At 60.1% G+C, this 15,423-nt stretch carries 13 protein-coding genes and 3 pseudogenes; 10 read left to right on the top strand and 6 right to left on the bottom strand.

The genetic code is table 11. From position 1 onward, the window contains the following. Nucleotides 1-102: 102 nt before the first annotated feature. Nucleotides 103-276, bottom strand: a complete 174-nt coding sequence (locus NLY42_RS01275; RefSeq protein WP_286497557.1) for an isopentenyl transferase family protein — start codon at nt 274-276, stop codon at nt 103-105. 198 nt (nt 277-474) lie between these two features. Next, nucleotides 475-1,905, bottom strand: a complete 1,431-nt coding sequence (gene hemN, locus NLY42_RS01280) for an oxygen-independent coproporphyrinogen III oxidase (RefSeq protein WP_023756575.1) — start codon at nt 1,903-1,905, stop codon at nt 475-477. Nucleotides 1,906-2,258: 353 nt separating this feature from the next. On the opposite strand from hemN, the gene NLY42_RS01285 reads away from it, so the two are divergent. From NLY42_RS01285 to NLY42_RS01310, 6 genes and pseudogenes are all read left to right on the top strand, one after another. Beyond that, complete coding sequence (locus NLY42_RS01285; RefSeq protein WP_286497558.1) at nt 2,259-2,762, top strand: hypothetical protein; 504 nt, start codon at nt 2,259-2,261, stop codon at nt 2,760-2,762. Then, nucleotides 2,759-3,217, top strand: a complete 459-nt coding sequence (locus NLY42_RS01290; protein ID WP_156933853.1) for a hypothetical protein — start codon at nt 2,759-2,761, stop codon at nt 3,215-3,217. The genes NLY42_RS01285 and NLY42_RS01290 overlap by 4 nt, the downstream gene beginning before the upstream one ends. A gap of 542 nt (nt 3,218-3,759) precedes the next feature. Continuing rightward, nucleotides 3,760-4,647: a hypothetical protein gene (locus tag NLY42_RS01295; RefSeq protein ID WP_156933854.1), complete on the top strand. Its 888-nt coding sequence runs from the start codon at nt 3,760-3,762 to the stop codon at nt 4,645-4,647. 50 nt (nt 4,648-4,697) lie between these two features. After that, entirely contained in the window at nt 4,698-4,922 is a 225-nt protein-coding gene (locus NLY42_RS01300) for a hypothetical protein (RefSeq protein WP_023703296.1), read from the top strand. A 271-nt stretch (nt 4,923-5,193) separates the two neighbouring features. After that, a complete protein-coding gene (locus NLY42_RS01305) occupies nt 5,194-5,808 on the top strand; it encodes a hypothetical protein (RefSeq protein WP_156933855.1) in 615 nt (204 codons plus the stop codon). Nucleotides 5,809-5,973: 165 nt separating this feature from the next. Then, nucleotides 5,974-6,880 (top strand): annotated as a pseudogene (locus NLY42_RS01310) (IS256 family transposase); the annotation flags it as partial. A 568-nt stretch (nt 6,881-7,448) separates the two neighbouring features. Here NLY42_RS01310 and NLY42_RS01315 read toward each other — a convergent pair. Both NLY42_RS01315 and NLY42_RS01320 read right to left on the bottom strand, forming a co-directional pair. Further along, nucleotides 7,449-8,291, bottom strand: coding sequence for an N-acetylmuramoyl-L-alanine amidase (locus tag NLY42_RS01315; RefSeq protein ID WP_023702986.1), 843 nt, complete (start codon nt 8,289-8,291; stop codon nt 7,449-7,451). Nucleotides 8,292-8,853: 562 nt separating this feature from the next. Next, nucleotides 8,854-9,402, bottom strand: a complete 549-nt coding sequence (locus NLY42_RS01320) for a type IV toxin-antitoxin system AbiEi family antitoxin domain-containing protein (protein ID WP_245263595.1) — start codon at nt 9,400-9,402, stop codon at nt 8,854-8,856. Between the two features lie 838 nt (nt 9,403-10,240). Here NLY42_RS01320 and NLY42_RS01325 point away from each other — a divergent pair. The 4 genes and pseudogenes from NLY42_RS01325 (at nt 10,241) to NLY42_RS01340 (ending at nt 13,582) form a co-directional block, all read left to right on the top strand. Then, complete coding sequence (locus NLY42_RS01325) at nt 10,241-11,383, top strand: porin (protein ID WP_023756003.1); 1,143 nt, start codon at nt 10,241-10,243, stop codon at nt 11,381-11,383. Nucleotides 11,384-11,401: 18 nt separating this feature from the next. Continuing rightward, nucleotides 11,402-11,661: pseudogene (locus NLY42_RS01330) on the top strand (thiazole synthase); the annotation flags it as partial. A 21-nt stretch (nt 11,662-11,682) separates the two neighbouring features. Beyond that, nucleotides 11,683-12,233 (top strand): annotated as a pseudogene (locus NLY42_RS01335) (thiamine phosphate synthase); the annotation flags it as partial. Nucleotides 12,234-13,087: 854 nt separating this feature from the next. After that, nucleotides 13,088-13,582 (top strand): MaoC family dehydratase, encoded by a 495-nt coding sequence (locus NLY42_RS01340; protein ID WP_031203438.1) that lies wholly within the window; start codon nt 13,088-13,090, stop codon nt 13,580-13,582. A 799-nt stretch (nt 13,583-14,381) separates the two neighbouring features. Here the strand turns inward: NLY42_RS01340 and NLY42_RS01345 are convergent. Both NLY42_RS01345 and NLY42_RS01350 read right to left on the bottom strand, forming a co-directional pair. Further along, nucleotides 14,382-14,858, bottom strand: coding sequence for a type II toxin-antitoxin system VapC family toxin (locus NLY42_RS01345; protein WP_023755998.1), 477 nt, complete (start codon nt 14,856-14,858; stop codon nt 14,382-14,384). Next, nucleotides 14,855-15,157 carry a hypothetical protein gene (locus tag NLY42_RS01350; RefSeq protein ID WP_023755997.1) on the bottom strand — a complete coding sequence of 101 codons (303 nt, stop codon included), beginning with the start codon at nt 15,155-15,157 and terminating at the stop codon, nt 14,855-14,857. Before NLY42_RS01350 ends, NLY42_RS01345 begins: the two co-directional genes overlap by 4 nt. Between the last annotated feature and the right edge of the window lie 266 nt (nt 15,158-15,423).

Consider the following 15,423-nt stretch of genomic DNA (forward strand, 5'->3'; position numbering starts at 1 on the left):
GAGCCGCAACCGCCTTACATGCCACTGAAAGCGCCAGCCCGATGCTGACTCGCGCCATGTGAATTAAGAAGGGAGATCGAGCCGGCTTCGAGTGAGCCCAGGCTAAGATCTAAGCTCACCCACGTGCATGATCAGCTTACGACGGGCAGTCACGGCGTGGATGTGCCCGCGGTCAGGAGGCGTATCCAAGTAAACCCGCTGGGTAGATTGCAGTTCGGGATCCGAGGCACGCCCGCTGCCCGTAGCGATTTGAGGACAGCATTGTACACGATCCAACGCAATGACCGGCCGTCCGGCCTCTCGTGCAATTTAAATTGAAACGTCTGTCTTGCCGCTGCAGGTCGGCCCGTAAATCAAATGGATTAGCATGTGTTTACCGCTTAGAAGCCCTTGTTTTCGAACTAACTGCCGACAACAAACTGGATAGGCTGTTCTCGTGGTTCGGTCCAGTTCACCAACGCCTATGTCGACATTTTAGGGCGCTTCACTACTAACGGGCACCGCACGATGGCAGCTCGTTCTCTCCGGCAAAGATACTCCCTGTGTTAGCTTCCGTGTTGTGTGCTTGCCCTCACCTGCGGGATACGGAAGGCCATCCCTAAAAGCATCGAATGCGGCAGCGACAGCGCGAATCCCAAAGCGATGCTCCCGCCGTACGCGGACAAAACCGTTTTCGAAGTCCACTATTCCGACCTTGGCCAGCATCGCCAAACGCTCATCTGAACCGCGAAGACGGATCAAATCAGATCCGTGGGCGACACAGATTGCCGGCACGTCAGCCTCGAAATCGCACATTAATCGCTCGATGATTGCGGCTCGCAGGCGGTCGTCGTCTGTGAGGCGATGGCCCTTCGATGTCGCCAGTCGGCCAGCTGCGATGTGCCGGATGTAGAAATCCCGTGTAACTTCGTTTTGAACGTACCCCTGGCCAAAGCGGCCGATAGCCGACGCGCCGAAACCGATCAGGGTTCTGCAGGTATCGGCAGAGTAGCCCAACGAGTTACGTCGCAGGCGACCTGTTTCCTGTGCCAGCACGAGCTCGTCGTGCGGCAAGGCGAAATGGTCGAGCCCGATCTCTCGGTAGCCGGCGGCAACCAGCGTCACGGCGGCAGCCGCATGCTGTTCAGCGCGGGCAGCGCTGTGGGGAAGAAATTCCGCCTCGATGAGGCGCTGGTTCTTTATTTGGGATGGGATATGCGAGTAGCCGAACAAGGCAAGCCGGTCGGGGCGCATGGCGACCGCCGCCCTCGCCGTCTCGACGCACGACTCCACCGTTTGACGCGGCAGGCCGTAGATGAGGTCGAAGTTGATCCGGTTTACTCCATGCCGGCGCAGCATTTCCACGGCAGCCGACGTCTGGGCCTCGCTCTGGATTCGGTTGATCGCTTTTTGAACAATGGGATCGAAGCTCTGTACGCCCAGGCTCGCGCGGTTCACGCCGGCCGCTCCCAAGCCTTCCGCCATCTCGGGCGTGAGCGTGCGTGGATCGATCTCGATGGCGACCGTAGCTGTTTTCGAGATGGCGAAGCGGCATCGCAGGAACTCCATCAGAGCGAGGAACTCGGCTGGTCCGATGAGAGACGGCGTTCCGCCGCCGAAATGTATGTCGCTCACGGGCAGCGTCTTCGGCACTCGCTCACAAACCAGACGGATCTCGTCACGCAGCGCCGCCAGATAGTTGAGGATGGGCGCATCATGGCGGGTGATGGTGGTTGGGAAGCCGCAATACCAGCAGGCTGATCGGCAGAACGGAACGTGCAGATAGAGTGACACCGGATCCTCAGCCGGCAGGTTCCTGAGCCATGCCTCATAAGCCTCGGCGCCGACCGCCCCGGAGAACTCCGACACAGCCGGATAGATAGTGTACCAAGGCAGCCGGGCCTCTCGAAATTTCGTGGTCTGCAAAGGCACAATCCCATACTGATAACAACCAACCCTACCCACCGCGCCCGCCTGGGTCCTTGCGCTATGTCAGTCCGTTCCGTTGGGCTCGAATCTAGATCTTTTTTAGCAATGGGCCACAGGCGCCGCTGCCCATCACTTCGCGCTACGGCACCCTGAACGACGTTTACGAGGCCCCGGACGCCGATGACTGGGAATCGACCAACTACGCCAATCTCGTCGGCTCGCCGGATGCGTCGACGCTGCGAGCGTCCGGCCGGCTCCGGGCCCTCAAGCGGCTCTTCGCGCCGACGCCGGGGGGCAAGGACCTCCTTGACCAGGGCGCCAGCGTCGATTTGGTGTTGCCGGTGGCAAGCGTGACGGATCCGCTCTTCAATCGGATCCTGGGGGGACTGGCGCCCCTCAAAACCGGTGGCGCGGAACGAGCCCCGATCTGCATCTTGAAAGGCGCGTTTACCAGCCGATGGAGCGCCTCGACCGATCGCGTGCTCGACCGCTTTGAAGTCGCCTACACGCCCTCCCCGTATAATGCACCTGCAAACCGGCCCGTGCTCGCACAGCTGAGTGACTTCAACCAGCTGAAGCTTGCGCTGGCGAGCGACGATCCCGAAGTCATCGCCCGCGCGCCCAAACTGAGCCGTTCCGGACGTGTCGTGACCTTCCTCACCTATCCCGATGCGGCGGTGCCGATGCCTTCCGCGGGCCACCTGCCCGCCACGGCGCCTTGGCTGGTCGCAGCGCCTCCTCCGAGCGGGCGGTTCTTTGGCTATTTCCTGTCGCATTCTTCACACAGGACGCCCGCGGCGAGGAGCGCGACGCCGAGACGGAGCGGCTGGCGAGCGAAACGCTGCGCTTCATGAATTACCTGACCCCGCAATTGGCTTGGACGCTCGACGGATACCTGCAACATCAATACACGCAGCGCTACCCGTTGACGGCCCCGACGGTGATGTTGCCGCTTGCAACCGATATCCAAACCCCTGCCACAGCTGCGCTGCGGGACGACCATGGCAGCGAACTGCCGCTGATGGGCTGGCGGTTCTATCTCTCGCCTGCGCACTTCGAACTTGGTTTCTTGCGGCAATACCTCAAGAAGGCTCTGGCGCCGGCTGACAATGGCGAGGCAAGGCCAACCGCGCTCCGCTCCATTTATGAGCCGCTGGCGGACCTGATTTTGGCCGTGGACCGCGGCAGCGCCGAACTGGTGTTGCAGCGCTGGGCCTATGAGGCCGATGCCCGCGCGGGGGCGTGCCGTCGCAGAGCGGCGCCCTCACCGCAAACGTGGCAAAGGTTGGAACACACAAGCGCGCGCTAAAAGCGTCTGATTCACCTAATGAATTCAAGATCCTTCGGGACTTGCTGCGCCAGCCGCTCGACAAGTTCCAAGCCGCCGTCAAGGTCTTCGCCTCTGGCGTGAAAGACGACTGGCTGACGATCACGATACCGTGCCCGGCTGGATGGAGCGGACTGGGCTCCGCAAGCCCTGTCACTGACGGCAGCGACGTGCTGCGCCTCGGCCTTCGCCTGGAGCGCCCGAGCGATGCGGTGGTGCCGGCGGGCATTGCCGACCCAATGCGGCCGCAGGCCACGCCTGGATTGGCCTTGCAGTCGACAAGAACGAGGTCGCCATCTAACCGGAACTGCAAGGCGACACCTTTGCCGATCTGCATGACGGGGCGGCCACAGAGCTGGGCAAATATGTCTCGGCCAGCATGAAGACCTCACTGCGCGAACGCCTCGACTGGCTGCGTGCGATCCGGGCCGCGCCCGCGCTGCGCTCGCCGCTCCGACTCGCCCGCCGACGCCTTTGGCCTGCGCAACACCGTGCGGGCTCTCCTGCCCGACGTGGCCGCACGCATGGCCGCGCTGGTGACCTATGTGCACAATGACGACCCAGCTTCGGGTACCGACGCGCTGTTCGAACACGTCAAGGACCTTTCGGCAGAGCTGGCCGGCCATCTTTCGATGACGCTGAAGAGCCTGCTCATCACGACCCCGGGGCTCTTCGCCACGACCAAGGGCTTCGGAGTGGCGATCTTCGAACCCGATTCCTGTACCCAACGGCTCTACTCCTTGCAATTGCGTAAGCAGATCCATCCCGCACCCGCGCCAGGCGAGACCGCTAGCGACCCGTCGCGCTTTGATGTCGACCGTTTCCTCTTTCCTCTGTTCCACAACGCTGTGGCGGGGCGTTACGTTGTCGATATACTCGACGACGCCCGATATGATGACGAGTTCGAGATCGATGGGAGCGTTTTTGACCCGCCGCGGCCGCTGTGGACACGCGGCGGACCTGGCGTTGTGCTTGGGTCGGGCGGCGCGAAACTGCGCCAGCGCGGCGATGCCCAAGCGCGCAGCGGCGAGGACGTCATCGAGCAGCATAATCGCTTCGACGATGGCCTCGCCCCGGCCCGCCAGATCGAAGCCGATGTCGTGCATTGGAACCCGAACTGGACCGAACCGGTCGCCCCGAACACCCGGCGCTTCTACCTGCTGCCCTCGCGACGTCGGCCCGCGACGCCAGTGAAGCAGAAGCCCAGCGCCGACAGCGGACCGCCTCGCGCGCCGCTGCCGGTGAATCTGACAACGCCCATGCGGCCCCTGAACGATCAGCTGGCCGACCTCCTGAAAGGTCGTCTCGATGATAAGAAGATGGTGGCCTTCGGCTCGGGCGGCACAGGGCTAAGAGCGAAGCGCCGCAATCCAACCCTGACAGGGCTGATCCAGCCGACAGCAATGGGCTAGCCGCGCCCGGCTGGTGGCATCTCGAGAGCTATGCCTCCGAGCACTATTTCGTGCTGGAGGGTGACGAGGAGTCCTCGGGCTCCGAAGGCCCATTCCACAATGACCGCATCCGCATCGAGGTCGAGATTGGCGACAGCCCGTTCGTGGACGAGGATGCCGTCGCGCCAAAGACATACGCCGTCGAGGGTGAACTCGGCGACTGTTCGCATACCAGCGTCTGCGGGTCGCAAACCAAGCGGCGTGATCCCGAAGCCCGCCAAGATCTCGCGTGCTAACCTTGAGAAGCAGCTCCGCGACTGGCTGGCCCCAACGACTGCCGACGATGGGCTCCTGGTCCCGGCGCCGCCGGTCGTGGACTCCGGCAAGCGAGCATCGCAGAAGGGTAACAGCACGACTGTCGTGGCCGGCTTCACGCCCCAGCAAATCGGATGCCGCGCAGCGGCTCGAGAATCAATGGCCGCAAGGGATTGGCGCGGTGCTGGCCGCCGAAATCATGGATCTCGATGCCGATCCAAAGCCGCAGGATCGCTTGTGCTGAGGGTGGTTGTGCTGGACGAACCCTGGCGCTACGCGCGCGTGCGGGTCCGGATCGAGCGCAACAAGGCGGACGTCAACGACGACAAGCTGCCCGACATCAACCCGCTGTTCCAGATGATCGGGGAATTCTCCAGCTGGAGCAGTCATGGGCGCGAGCCGATGCTCCTTGATTTGCGCGACAGCGAGGGACTGGGCTTGCCAGCCGAGGCAGTTCAATTGGCTGCGAAGCTGACGCTTGGCGAGTTCCTCAAGAAAGATATGACTACTCCCCTCGACTACGGCGATCAGGTTGGGACAGCGGTTGACGCCCAATTCACCGCATCGGGTTTCGGGCGGCTTCCTCTGTGGAACCCCGATCGTGTTCGACTGGGGCAGTACGCGGTCTCTGGCATGGTGATCCAACTGCGAGCGGACCTTCATCCGCGCTACGCAAGGGCCGAGCTGAACGATCAGATTGAGGAGCGCATCGAGGAGATCCCGCGCGTACATTTGGCGCCCATGCCGTCCGACCCGACTATGCCAAGGCGTGACTTCGCGCCACTTCTCAAGGGCTTCACGCACACTGACGTGCCCTCGGCCATCATGCGGTGCGTATCAATTGGACCAACGCCGCCGGCGAGCTAATGGTGAGTTGCACGTGGCCAGTGCGATTCCAATCATGAAACGCAACGAGAGGCGCAGCCGAGCGATCTTGATTTTTGCTGATGCCATCGCACTAGGGTGCTCGATGCGACTCGAACGCGGCCTCGCCTTCGAAGCGCGGCTGTTCAGCGCCCTGCCCTCCTCGCGGCGCAGCGGGCATTGGTGGCGACGCTGGCGGAGGTATGTGCAGGGCGTGTCGACCCGCAAGGTGAAGGCGATCACGGAAGAACTGTGCGGCCATGCCTTCTCGGCCTCGTCGATCTCGGCCATCAGCAAGCGGCTGGACGAGAGCCTCGCTGCCTTTGCCAGGCGCCCCCTTCAAGAGCCGTTTCCTTACCTCATCCTCGATGCGCGCTACGAGAAGGTGCGTGAAGCCGGTGTTGTCATGAGCCAGGCGGTGCTGATCGCGGTCGGTATCGACTGGGACGGAAGGCGCCAGATCCTGGCCGTGGAGATGGCCAATCGCGAGAGCCGCTCGGCCTGGAGGGACTTCCTCGTCGGCCTCAAGGCGCGCGGCCTCAAGGGCGTCGAGTTGGTTGTGTCCGACGATCACGCCGGCCTGGTGGCAGCGATCGGCGAGGTGATCCCCGAAGCCGCCTGGCAACGCTGCTACGTGCACTTCCTCAGGAACGCGCTCGATCATCTGCCGAGGAAGCACGGCGACGACTGCCTGCAGGAATTGCGCTGGCTCTACGACCGGCGCGATCTCGCAGAGGCCAGGGCTGATCTTGCCGCATGGCTTGCCAAATGGTCGGCACGCTATCCGCGCCTGACAGGCTGGGCCGAGGATGCCATCGAACAAACCCTGACCTTCTTCAGGCTGCCGAGACAGCACCACAAGCATCTCAAATCCACCAACATGCTGGAGCGGCTCAACGAGGAAATCCGCCGGCGCACCTATGTCGTGCGCATCTTCCCCAATACCGAAAGCTGCCTGCGCCTGGTCAGGGCCTTGGCCGTCGAGACCAATGAAAACTGGATGGAGGCCAACCGATACATCAACATGGACGACCTGCGCGAGCACAAGAAGCTCGCTCTGCGCCAAGCCGCATGACCAGCATCATGGCCGCCCCATTTTGCAAAACTTGACGCACACAACCGGCGGAGCTGCCTTGCCGAGCGCCTCGACTAGCTTGCGATCACGCCCTTTGCTCCTTTGCAATCGGGCGACGGCGCCCAGATGGGAGCAACATGACGAACGCGCCTTCGGCGCCTCTGAGCGTTTGCCGATGGCTGCCGAACAACAGACGCTCACCAATTTTTTCGTACAGTGAGCGCTGGAAAAATTGAGCTTCCGCTAGCCAGAGCAGGAAAGAAGCCAGAAGAGTGCCAAAGGCGTTTATATCAAGGACCTAACTTCATACATCGATAAGCGACTGTCTGAAGTGCGCTCCTTCAGGCGTAGCTATCAGCAGCCCACCTGTGGCATCTTTGCGCTCGGAGTTTCAGCAATTCCTAGATGACTCACAAGATGCTAGCTCCCGTCCGCCATTCGTGCCCATTCCCAAAATACACCCGATTGCCCGCGCAGAACGGCGAACCCTTCTCGAGCACTGGCTCGCCTCAGAATGCCGCTGCCCCAGTAATGATCAACGTTTGGAAGATCGTGGCGCGTGGTCGTCTCAGTTTTCATCCCGCTCCTCGGTTTCCTCGGCAAGAATCTCCCTCTCCTGCTCAAGTCTTCGAATAAGGCGATCGAACTCTTTGACCCCAATCGCGCCAGTTGAAACGAGGTGAAAGCTGGCATCTTTCGACAGCATCCCTGCCCACTCGCGCTGATCGCCGTGCGGGCTCGCCACTCGCTCGACCCCCTTGGGTTTGGCATGCGGGTCGCCGGTCAGCACCGGTGGCCATGAAAACCAATCATCCGCGTACGGGACCTTGTACGACTCCTTTGCCCAATATCGGTCATGGTCGAACCGAGGAACCCGATCCATGTCCACGCCCAGATCGTTCAATCGCTCGTAGAATCCCGTGTAATTGAAGTTCTGCGGGTCACTGTGGCCGTCCGGAATCCCGCGATCGATTTCTATATGTGGCACGATCGTGAGAACTCGATCGACCGTACGGCAAGCGCCAATATAACAAGCCGCTAGGCTCGTGTACTGCGCCGAGTTCGGAGAGCCCCCCTCCTCGTAGTCTATTTCAATGTTAATTGCCTTGCCCTTAAGGTCGAACTTAGGCAGCTTTCCGTTCTTTGGCTTCAAGCCGGACTCTGCCTTCGTCGCCCACACGTTCGTCTCTTGGAATGGCCACAAATGGACCACCTCTCCCGTTTTGAGAATTACCGCGTGCGACTTGTTACGCTTTTTCCCAATCCAAGGCTTCACTGTGTCGTAGGTGAGCTTTCCGTCCACGGTCTGGTGGAGGATGAAGTGAGTGCGCCCGGCGCAACTGCCATCCATAAGGTCACAAGCGTCCTCGAGGTCAGCCAATGGATCTGTCGAAATATCGTTAATGCCCATGTCCCACTCCTAGCAAATAAATCCCCGATACTAGCATAGTAGCCGAGGCGTAGCCGGTTTGGTCAGCAAATCGTTCACGGTTTCCCTCCGCTGTAACATTTCCCCGACAGCTCAGAATAAGCCGGTTAGATCGAATTGCAATTGCGCGATGACGGGACGGTGTCGGTAGTAAGTTGCAACCTTTTTGGACCTTACAACCTGAATGAACCGAATTCACGCCCCTGAAATCGCTCACCTGTTAAATACTCAGAACAAGCTCGTCATTCATTACGACGTTCATTGAGCAGGATTGTTGAGCATTACCCTTTCATGAGCCCTGAACTCACGTGTGCTAGTGTGCCAGGCCTCTTGTCGCTGACCGTTAGCGACCAGCAGGCGCGGTCTTGTCAATCACAGCTGAAATCGCCTTCTGCCACACGCCGACGAGGTCACGCGCTTTCACTACCAACTTTGCTCAACGGAAATTCTGGATCACGTTTGAGCACATGCCAATCTGAATTTTCCGCAACGATCTCTTTGATAATACTTCCGGGGTCATCCTGAAGTCACTCGCCTAGCCAGCTCAGTTCGCTTCAACGTAGGCAGCGGCTCGATACCGCCCATAGCCGACCTTCACGAGCAGCCCTTCCTCGCACATCCGGGAGAGGTAGCACCGTGGGATGCCGACGTCGGTGAGATCGCGAGTCCGTACCTCGCCGCGTTCTTGCGCCAGAGCAACGGCGCGATTCCGGAGCGATGGTGGACGCCCACCTGCGAGGTGTAGCGCTTCCGCGCGGTCCCGATCACGTTTTCGCATTTGATGCGGCAGTGCCGCGTCCCGGAGTAGCGCTATGGCGAATTCGTATTTCTCAGATTCATCGATCCCGGAGAGCCAACTTCCAAAGATTTGGCCAATCGTGAGCATTGGCGGCGGCATAAGCCGCAGCTCTTTGTGCAGCAGATGCGCGAGGTTGGCGGCTTCGGATTTGAGGACATTCCACGCACGGCAGTTTGTTCTGCCCAATTGAGCGCGGATATCGTGCCGCTCATCTACCATGGAAGCAGTCGAACGACGCCGCTCACTGGCAAAGTGTTCGCCTGGCGCTTGCCCGATCTCATCGATTTCAAACACGGGAAGCTTCACTTCGAAACGCGCGAAACCTCTGTCGCACATAGTGGTGGACCCTTGGCGAGCAGCGCACCGCCATCATTAGGGGGACAAAGGAACTTGGAATCGCGCTTGTAACGACCCCGAACTTCGGTCTTCTGCTCGACAATCCGCGAACAGATGATCTTCACGCGATAAAGCGTATCGCCATCACATTCGAAGAATTCCAGCGTGAAGGGGTGGCCTGCGCACTCCATCCTAACGGCCGGACCTATCGGGACTTTGAGCGCTGGTCGAGACTTATTGCCGAGCGCTGTTTGGTGCAAGGCTGCAGCGCGTAGTTGTCGAGCATCAGCTCGCCAACATGACGGCGTCGTGCCGAGCGGTGCCGCCGCATGATGCCTCAACGTCGGGCTCACCACAAACAATGCTGTCCCCATTGAACGGAACTGTCGCGAAGCGAACAGTCGAACTGTAGCCGAACGTTTTCCGTTCGTGCTTGGGTGGATCCGCAAGGCAAAAACAAGGAAGTGCGAACCAAGGTCCGCCCGCACAATTGAGCTTCAAGCCGCAGCTGGTCGTCAGGCTGGCACGTCATTTGCGGTCGAATGCAGGACCCTTTGTGACGCCTACCTCTACCAGCTGAGTTGACTGTGATGATTGTACGAAATTTTGCATACCTCCATTTCGGCGAAAATTATGTTATCGGCAGCTAAAACCAAATATTGGACAACAATCACCAGAGTACATTCTAGGATTTCCTTCAGGGCTTAGCTGACGGCGCAGCAAAACTGCGCACGTTTCAAAGCTGTTCACAGAATCACTCGCGTCCATCACTTTATTATTAAAGCGGAGATCGACAATGACCACTAGGAGCCTCCTCCTCGGCTCAACTGCGGCACTGATTGCCGTTTCCAACGCTCGCGCCGTCAGCACCGCCGCCGAGCCTGACCCGACTGAGTACGTCAAGATCTGCGACGTCTACGGCTCGGGCTACGTCTACATTTCAGGCACCGAGACCTGCCTGCGAATCGGCGGCTCTGTCCGTTACAACGTCGGATTGTTTGACCACTCAAGAACCTCGGATGTGAGGACTGGTGAGCATCAGAGCGCGTGGCAAAACAACACACGCTTCACATTGAAAACCTGGACCGGCCAGGAGACCGAACGCGGGACGTTGAAGACCTACACCGAAACCCGCGTGAACTTCGGCAGCCACCAGACATCGGTTTCGGACAGTTCTCGGTCCTATGCCTTGAACGGAGGCAGCGGCCTGACTATCGCCTGGATTCAGCTTGGTGGCCTGCGAGTTGGTAAGGACCGGTCGGCTTTCGACATGTTTATTGGCTGCGCGGGTGATGTACTGAACCAGACGCCGGCTCCGTACGGCGCTTTCGATACCAATGTGGTTCAGTACTACTTGGACGCAGGGAACGGCTTTTCGGCCGTGGTTTCGCTGGAACAAGGCTCGGACGTGGTCGGCACAATCGACAGCTACGCTCCCCACATAGTAGGCGGCTTGAAATACGCACATGGCTGGGGAGCGATCACCGGCGTTGCAGCTTATGATAGCAACTACGAATCGGTGGCCGCCAAGGTCCGTGTCGACATCAATGTCACCAACGAACTATTGCTATCCGGAATGTTGGGCTACGGTTCCCATGGCCAGCTCAACTACGGCTCGACGAATTCGGTAGACGCTCATGGTCGCGGTTTCTATAAACCTTGGGGTGGGAACTGGGCTTTCTGGGCTGGCGCCGGTTACGAGCTCACCGAGTCAGCTTCGTTCAACCTTCAGCTCTCGGGTGATCAGCTCAACAACTATGGTGTCGCTGCGAACGTCGCCTATGCGTTCCTTCCCGATTTCACAGTTACGGCTGAACTCGACTATGACCGCTACGGAGGCTCCGCCGTCGGAAAGGTGAAAGCTTCCGAAGTGAACTGGACCAATGCCAACAAGAAGAGCAGTGTCGGCGGTATCCTGCGTTTCGAACGCTCATTCTAATGCGATGAAGCGTTGAGCTCCGAGGTCCAGTTGATGCGCGGACATTCCCCCTACATTCCGTTGATTGTGCATGCACGGCTCGGCCGTCGTACGCGGCGACCGTCATAGAGCTCGGGTTTGACGCCGTGCTCCTGAACACGGCGGTCCCGAGGGCGGCCGATCCGGTCGGCATGGCGCGTGCGTTCGGCAAAGCGGTCGATGCCGGTCGTGAAGCTTTCAGCTCGGGAATGCTCGAACGGCGCTACCCACCGACGATTGGCAGGGCCGTCTACTCATGAAGTCGTGGACGTGCCGGCTGGATTGACCGGCTGGTTCCGCTCGGCGTGAGTCTGGTGCAGCTCCGGATAAAGGATATGGACGAGAAAGGACTGCAGACGGAAATCCGCCGCGCGAACGACGCCTGCGCGGTCCATGGTTGCCAAGTGAGTCAACAACATTTGGCGCACGGCAATCGAGGAAGGCTGCGACTTCGTCCATCTTGGTCAAAAGGATTTGGCTGCCGCCGATGCTGGCGATGAAATACGTCGGATTGAAGCTCGGCCTGTCGATCCACGATCACACCGAACTGGAAACGGCGCCAGTGGCGGAACCGGAGTATGTGGCGCTCGCCCCAGTCTATCCAACAGCCTCAAGAAGATGAATGGGCGTCGCGAGGACTCGAGCGGATCAGCGGTGGAAGCACCAGGTCGCGCCGATCCCATTGGTCTGCATCGGCGGCCTCAACCTGACCGTCTCGAAGGCGTTTTTTGAGGCTGGCGCGGAAAGCGCAGCCGTGGTCACCGACTTTGCGCTGAACGACGCCCCAGAAGCGCGCACGCGAGAATGGATCGAAAGACCAGAGCAATGGCGCCGAGGCGAGAACCGCATGTGCTCGTTGCTGTCGGGTCAGACACCAGCGGTGGGGGCTGGAATTGCCCGCGAGATCCAGACGATCGCTTCCAGTGGCGTGCGCACCTGCCTTGCTGTCAGCGCGCTGACGGTGCAAACCCATGAACACGCCTGGAAATCCAAGTTACGCAACCCCGTCCGGTGGCGGATCAGATGCGCGCTACGCTTCAGCCTAACAGAGTGGCCGCCACCAAGATCGGCATGCTCGCAACGGCTGAGATCGATCGTCGCTGCGGTTGCCGCTGTGCTGCGCGAATATCCGCGCACCGGCAATCCAGATCCGGTGCTTCCACGTCAGGCCGAGCGTTCTTGAAGCAAGCGCCATCCCGCATCATGAAGTAGCATCTGATGCCGCTTTGCCGTGTCGACACCCAATGTCATTGAACTGGCGCTTCTTGCCGGCTCAGTGCTACCGGTGAATGAGGCCGGCGCGCTTCAACAAGGACCACAAGCCACCCCGTCTGCTGGACTCCTCCAAATTCGAAACACGGATGGTTACTATCCAGACAATTGATTTTATCAATCTGCGACAATACCGCATAGCGGCGCCGGCGGAATGATCACCGGTAGCAAGACGAGCTGTTTCGTTGGCCTGTAGGACGCGCACCGCGACCGAGGTACAAGCCAGCCCGTCTGCGGCCATGTTCGGATCGGGCGCATCGGTGCGCCGATGAGATTGCCGGCGGAACGTTCTATTCGTACAGCCGTGACGGCAGTCATCTCACCGGCGCCATCCTGCCGATGGATGGCCGGCAGTCGGTGCAGCATGGGCTGACACTGTTCGGAATGAAGCCGCTCGCGCTTCGGACGGTTGAAATGGAGGACATTAGCGTGGAACCGATCAGTCTCGACGAACTTCTGGCCAGCGTCGGCAAGGAAGTCGGCGTGTCGCCGTGGCGGGTGGTCTCGCAGCAGATGATCGACCAGTTCGCCGAGGCCACCGATGACCACCAGTTCATCCACTGCGATCCGGAGCGCGCCAAGCGCGAGACGCCGTTCGGCGGCACCATCGCACATGGCTTCCTGTCGCTTTCGCTTTTGTCGGCGATGACTTTCGAGACCATGCGGCCGCTCGAAAACTGCAAGATGGGTGTCAACTATGGCTTCGAATCGCTGCGCTTCCTGGCGCCGGTGAAAACCGGATCTCGCATCCGCACCCGTTTCGTACTGGCCGACGTCAAGGTCAGGCCGTCGGGCTGGGTGCAGACGGCGCTGGGCGTGACGATTGAGATCGAGGGCTCGAAAAAGCCGGCGCTGACCGCGCGCTGGTTGACGCTGACGCTGATCAAACGCCAGCCGGAGGCGGCCTGAATTGCTCAAGAGCATCAGCAGAGACGATCTTCACGTGCCGGGGCGATGTAGGCGACTAGTGCGCACCGATCGGCAACGCGGCCACGGGGGTCGGCTAGATAGAGTGGCAGGAATGCCTAATCGGGGCTCCGACTCGGAAGGGGCTTCGATCTATCGGAAGCGCTTCGGCTTTCGGCGCTGCATTCCTTCTTCACGAAGGTCCATGGAGAATTCCCGACCACGGGGTCGAAAGATCGGCTTGTGATCGGAGTGGGCAGATCCTCCCCGACTGAATCTGCCAATAGGGTGTTATCGAGTCAACCGGGTCGAACTTGAGGTCGCGGGTGTCGCTGATCGGCTGCTCGTCGAGCTCGAGAGCTGCCAGCTAAAGGAAGAACACGGCTATGAAGAGCTCCGCAGTTGATGTGGATGCCCAGAGCTGGGAGTGCAGACCGGCGAGTTCCCAGTGGGCGAACTTGCCATTGGTAGCGCGCCAGACCAGTGGCGAGAAACCCTCGATGAGAAGGCCCCCGAGGCGCACGCGGGATGGACTACAGTGGCGTTTGGCGAGAGGGCCTTCGAAGACGAGATCGAGTGTAAGATGGGCAAGCTCGACACGCGTATCGCGCAGTCCCTGCGATCGCCTTGTTCGCGGCGCTCGTGCGTGCGAACTGTTGGTAGATCGAGCTGACTAGATGAACCGGGATGGCATTAAAGCGGAACTGGAAGAGACGTCCCTGGCCGAACTAAGTAAGATCAATCCAGCCATCGCTAAAGGTAGGCGAACACGAGACGTTCGGACTCCGTGCCGCTGAAATCCTCAAATTGAAACGGCCGGACCGTTGGAGCTATCATCACCCGCTTGGCTTCCAGAGCTACGGAGCGGGTTGATTATCTGAACGTCCTCGAAGTCCTTTTCATTGTCGGTCACTACGACACACTCGTTGACTTCGGCTACAGCGGCAATGATTGTGTCTAGGGCGCTCCGCAAACGGCCTCTGGCTTTGCCGTTGGCCATCAGCCGCGCCCACACGAGGCCAGCTTTCTCGTCGAACGATAGCACGCGGCCAGCGAACAGCGCTTGCGGGCCTTCGGAGCCTTCGAACCAAGTTTCAAGGCTACTGCGCTTCTTCCCCTTCGGCTTCTCTAGGATGCCTCGGCGAATTTCGGCGACAGTAAGCGAAGCAATGAAGAGGTCTTCGTCCTTCTGCGCGCCCATCCAGGCCAGCAACGAGCCCGAAGGCTCCGGTTTTATGACGTTGCTGATGATGTTGGTATCAAGAAGGTAGCGCGTCACAGGTCGGTCTTGCGCCCCTCTTCGCGCGGCCGGCTGAGGTCGAGATTGGAGCCAACCAGAGGGGAGCGACGCAACGCGGCGAGAATGCTGCCCACTTTCGGTGGCTCACCCGCCACGGCTTGCTGTATGGTCCGACGAAGCTGTCGGGCATCCGGCCCGCTCTCCGTTAATTTTCGGGCAAGAGTTCGCAGTAGATCGCGGTCTGCGTCGAAGGCCTGGATCTCGAACCGCGCGATGCCGCGCTCAGCCAGGCGAGAGCGATAATTCTCGATGGCTCTCTTCTGTGCAGTGTTGCCCATCGCGTGCCTCCGTTCTCTATCCGGATATATAGCCATGGCTTCTTCGGAGCACAAGGTGCCCCGTCATCGGCCAGCACTGGCTCCTGCGCGACGCGCGTTATTGATAGAATTCCAGCTTGTCGAAGCACTGTGACTTGGCATCATTGTCGCGAAACGGAGTATTTCGCGTCAGGACAGGAACGCGATCATAGCGCGCCGAAACGGCAACAGCCGAAAAGCTTCGTGTGGTCGCCGGCGCGGCCCGCGAATCGGCTGTGTCTGCGTCG

The organism is Mesorhizobium sp. C372A (assembly GCF_030323245.1).
In the GTDB taxonomy this organism is placed as follows: domain Bacteria; phylum Pseudomonadota; class Alphaproteobacteria; order Rhizobiales; family Rhizobiaceae; genus Mesorhizobium.

Coding starts and splice junctions, on each gene's coding strand:
- NLY42_RS01325 (WP_023756003.1), top strand. CDS start 10,241: ATGACCACTAGGAGCCTCCTCCTCGGCTCAACTGCGGCACTGATTGCC.
- NLY42_RS01350 (WP_023755997.1), bottom strand. CDS start 15,157: ATGGGCAACACTGCACAGAAGAGAGCCATCGAGAATTATCGCTCTCGC.
- NLY42_RS01315 (WP_023702986.1), bottom strand. CDS start 8,291: ATGGGCATTAACGATATTTCGACAGATCCATTGGCTGACCTCGAGGAC.
- NLY42_RS01290 (WP_156933853.1), top strand. CDS start 2,759: ATGAATTACCTGACCCCGCAATTGGCTTGGACGCTCGACGGATACCTG.
- NLY42_RS01340 (WP_031203438.1), top strand. CDS start 13,088: ATGGAGGACATTAGCGTGGAACCGATCAGTCTCGACGAACTTCTGGCC.
- NLY42_RS01295 (WP_156933854.1), top strand. CDS start 3,760: ATGGCCGCGCTGGTGACCTATGTGCACAATGACGACCCAGCTTCGGGT.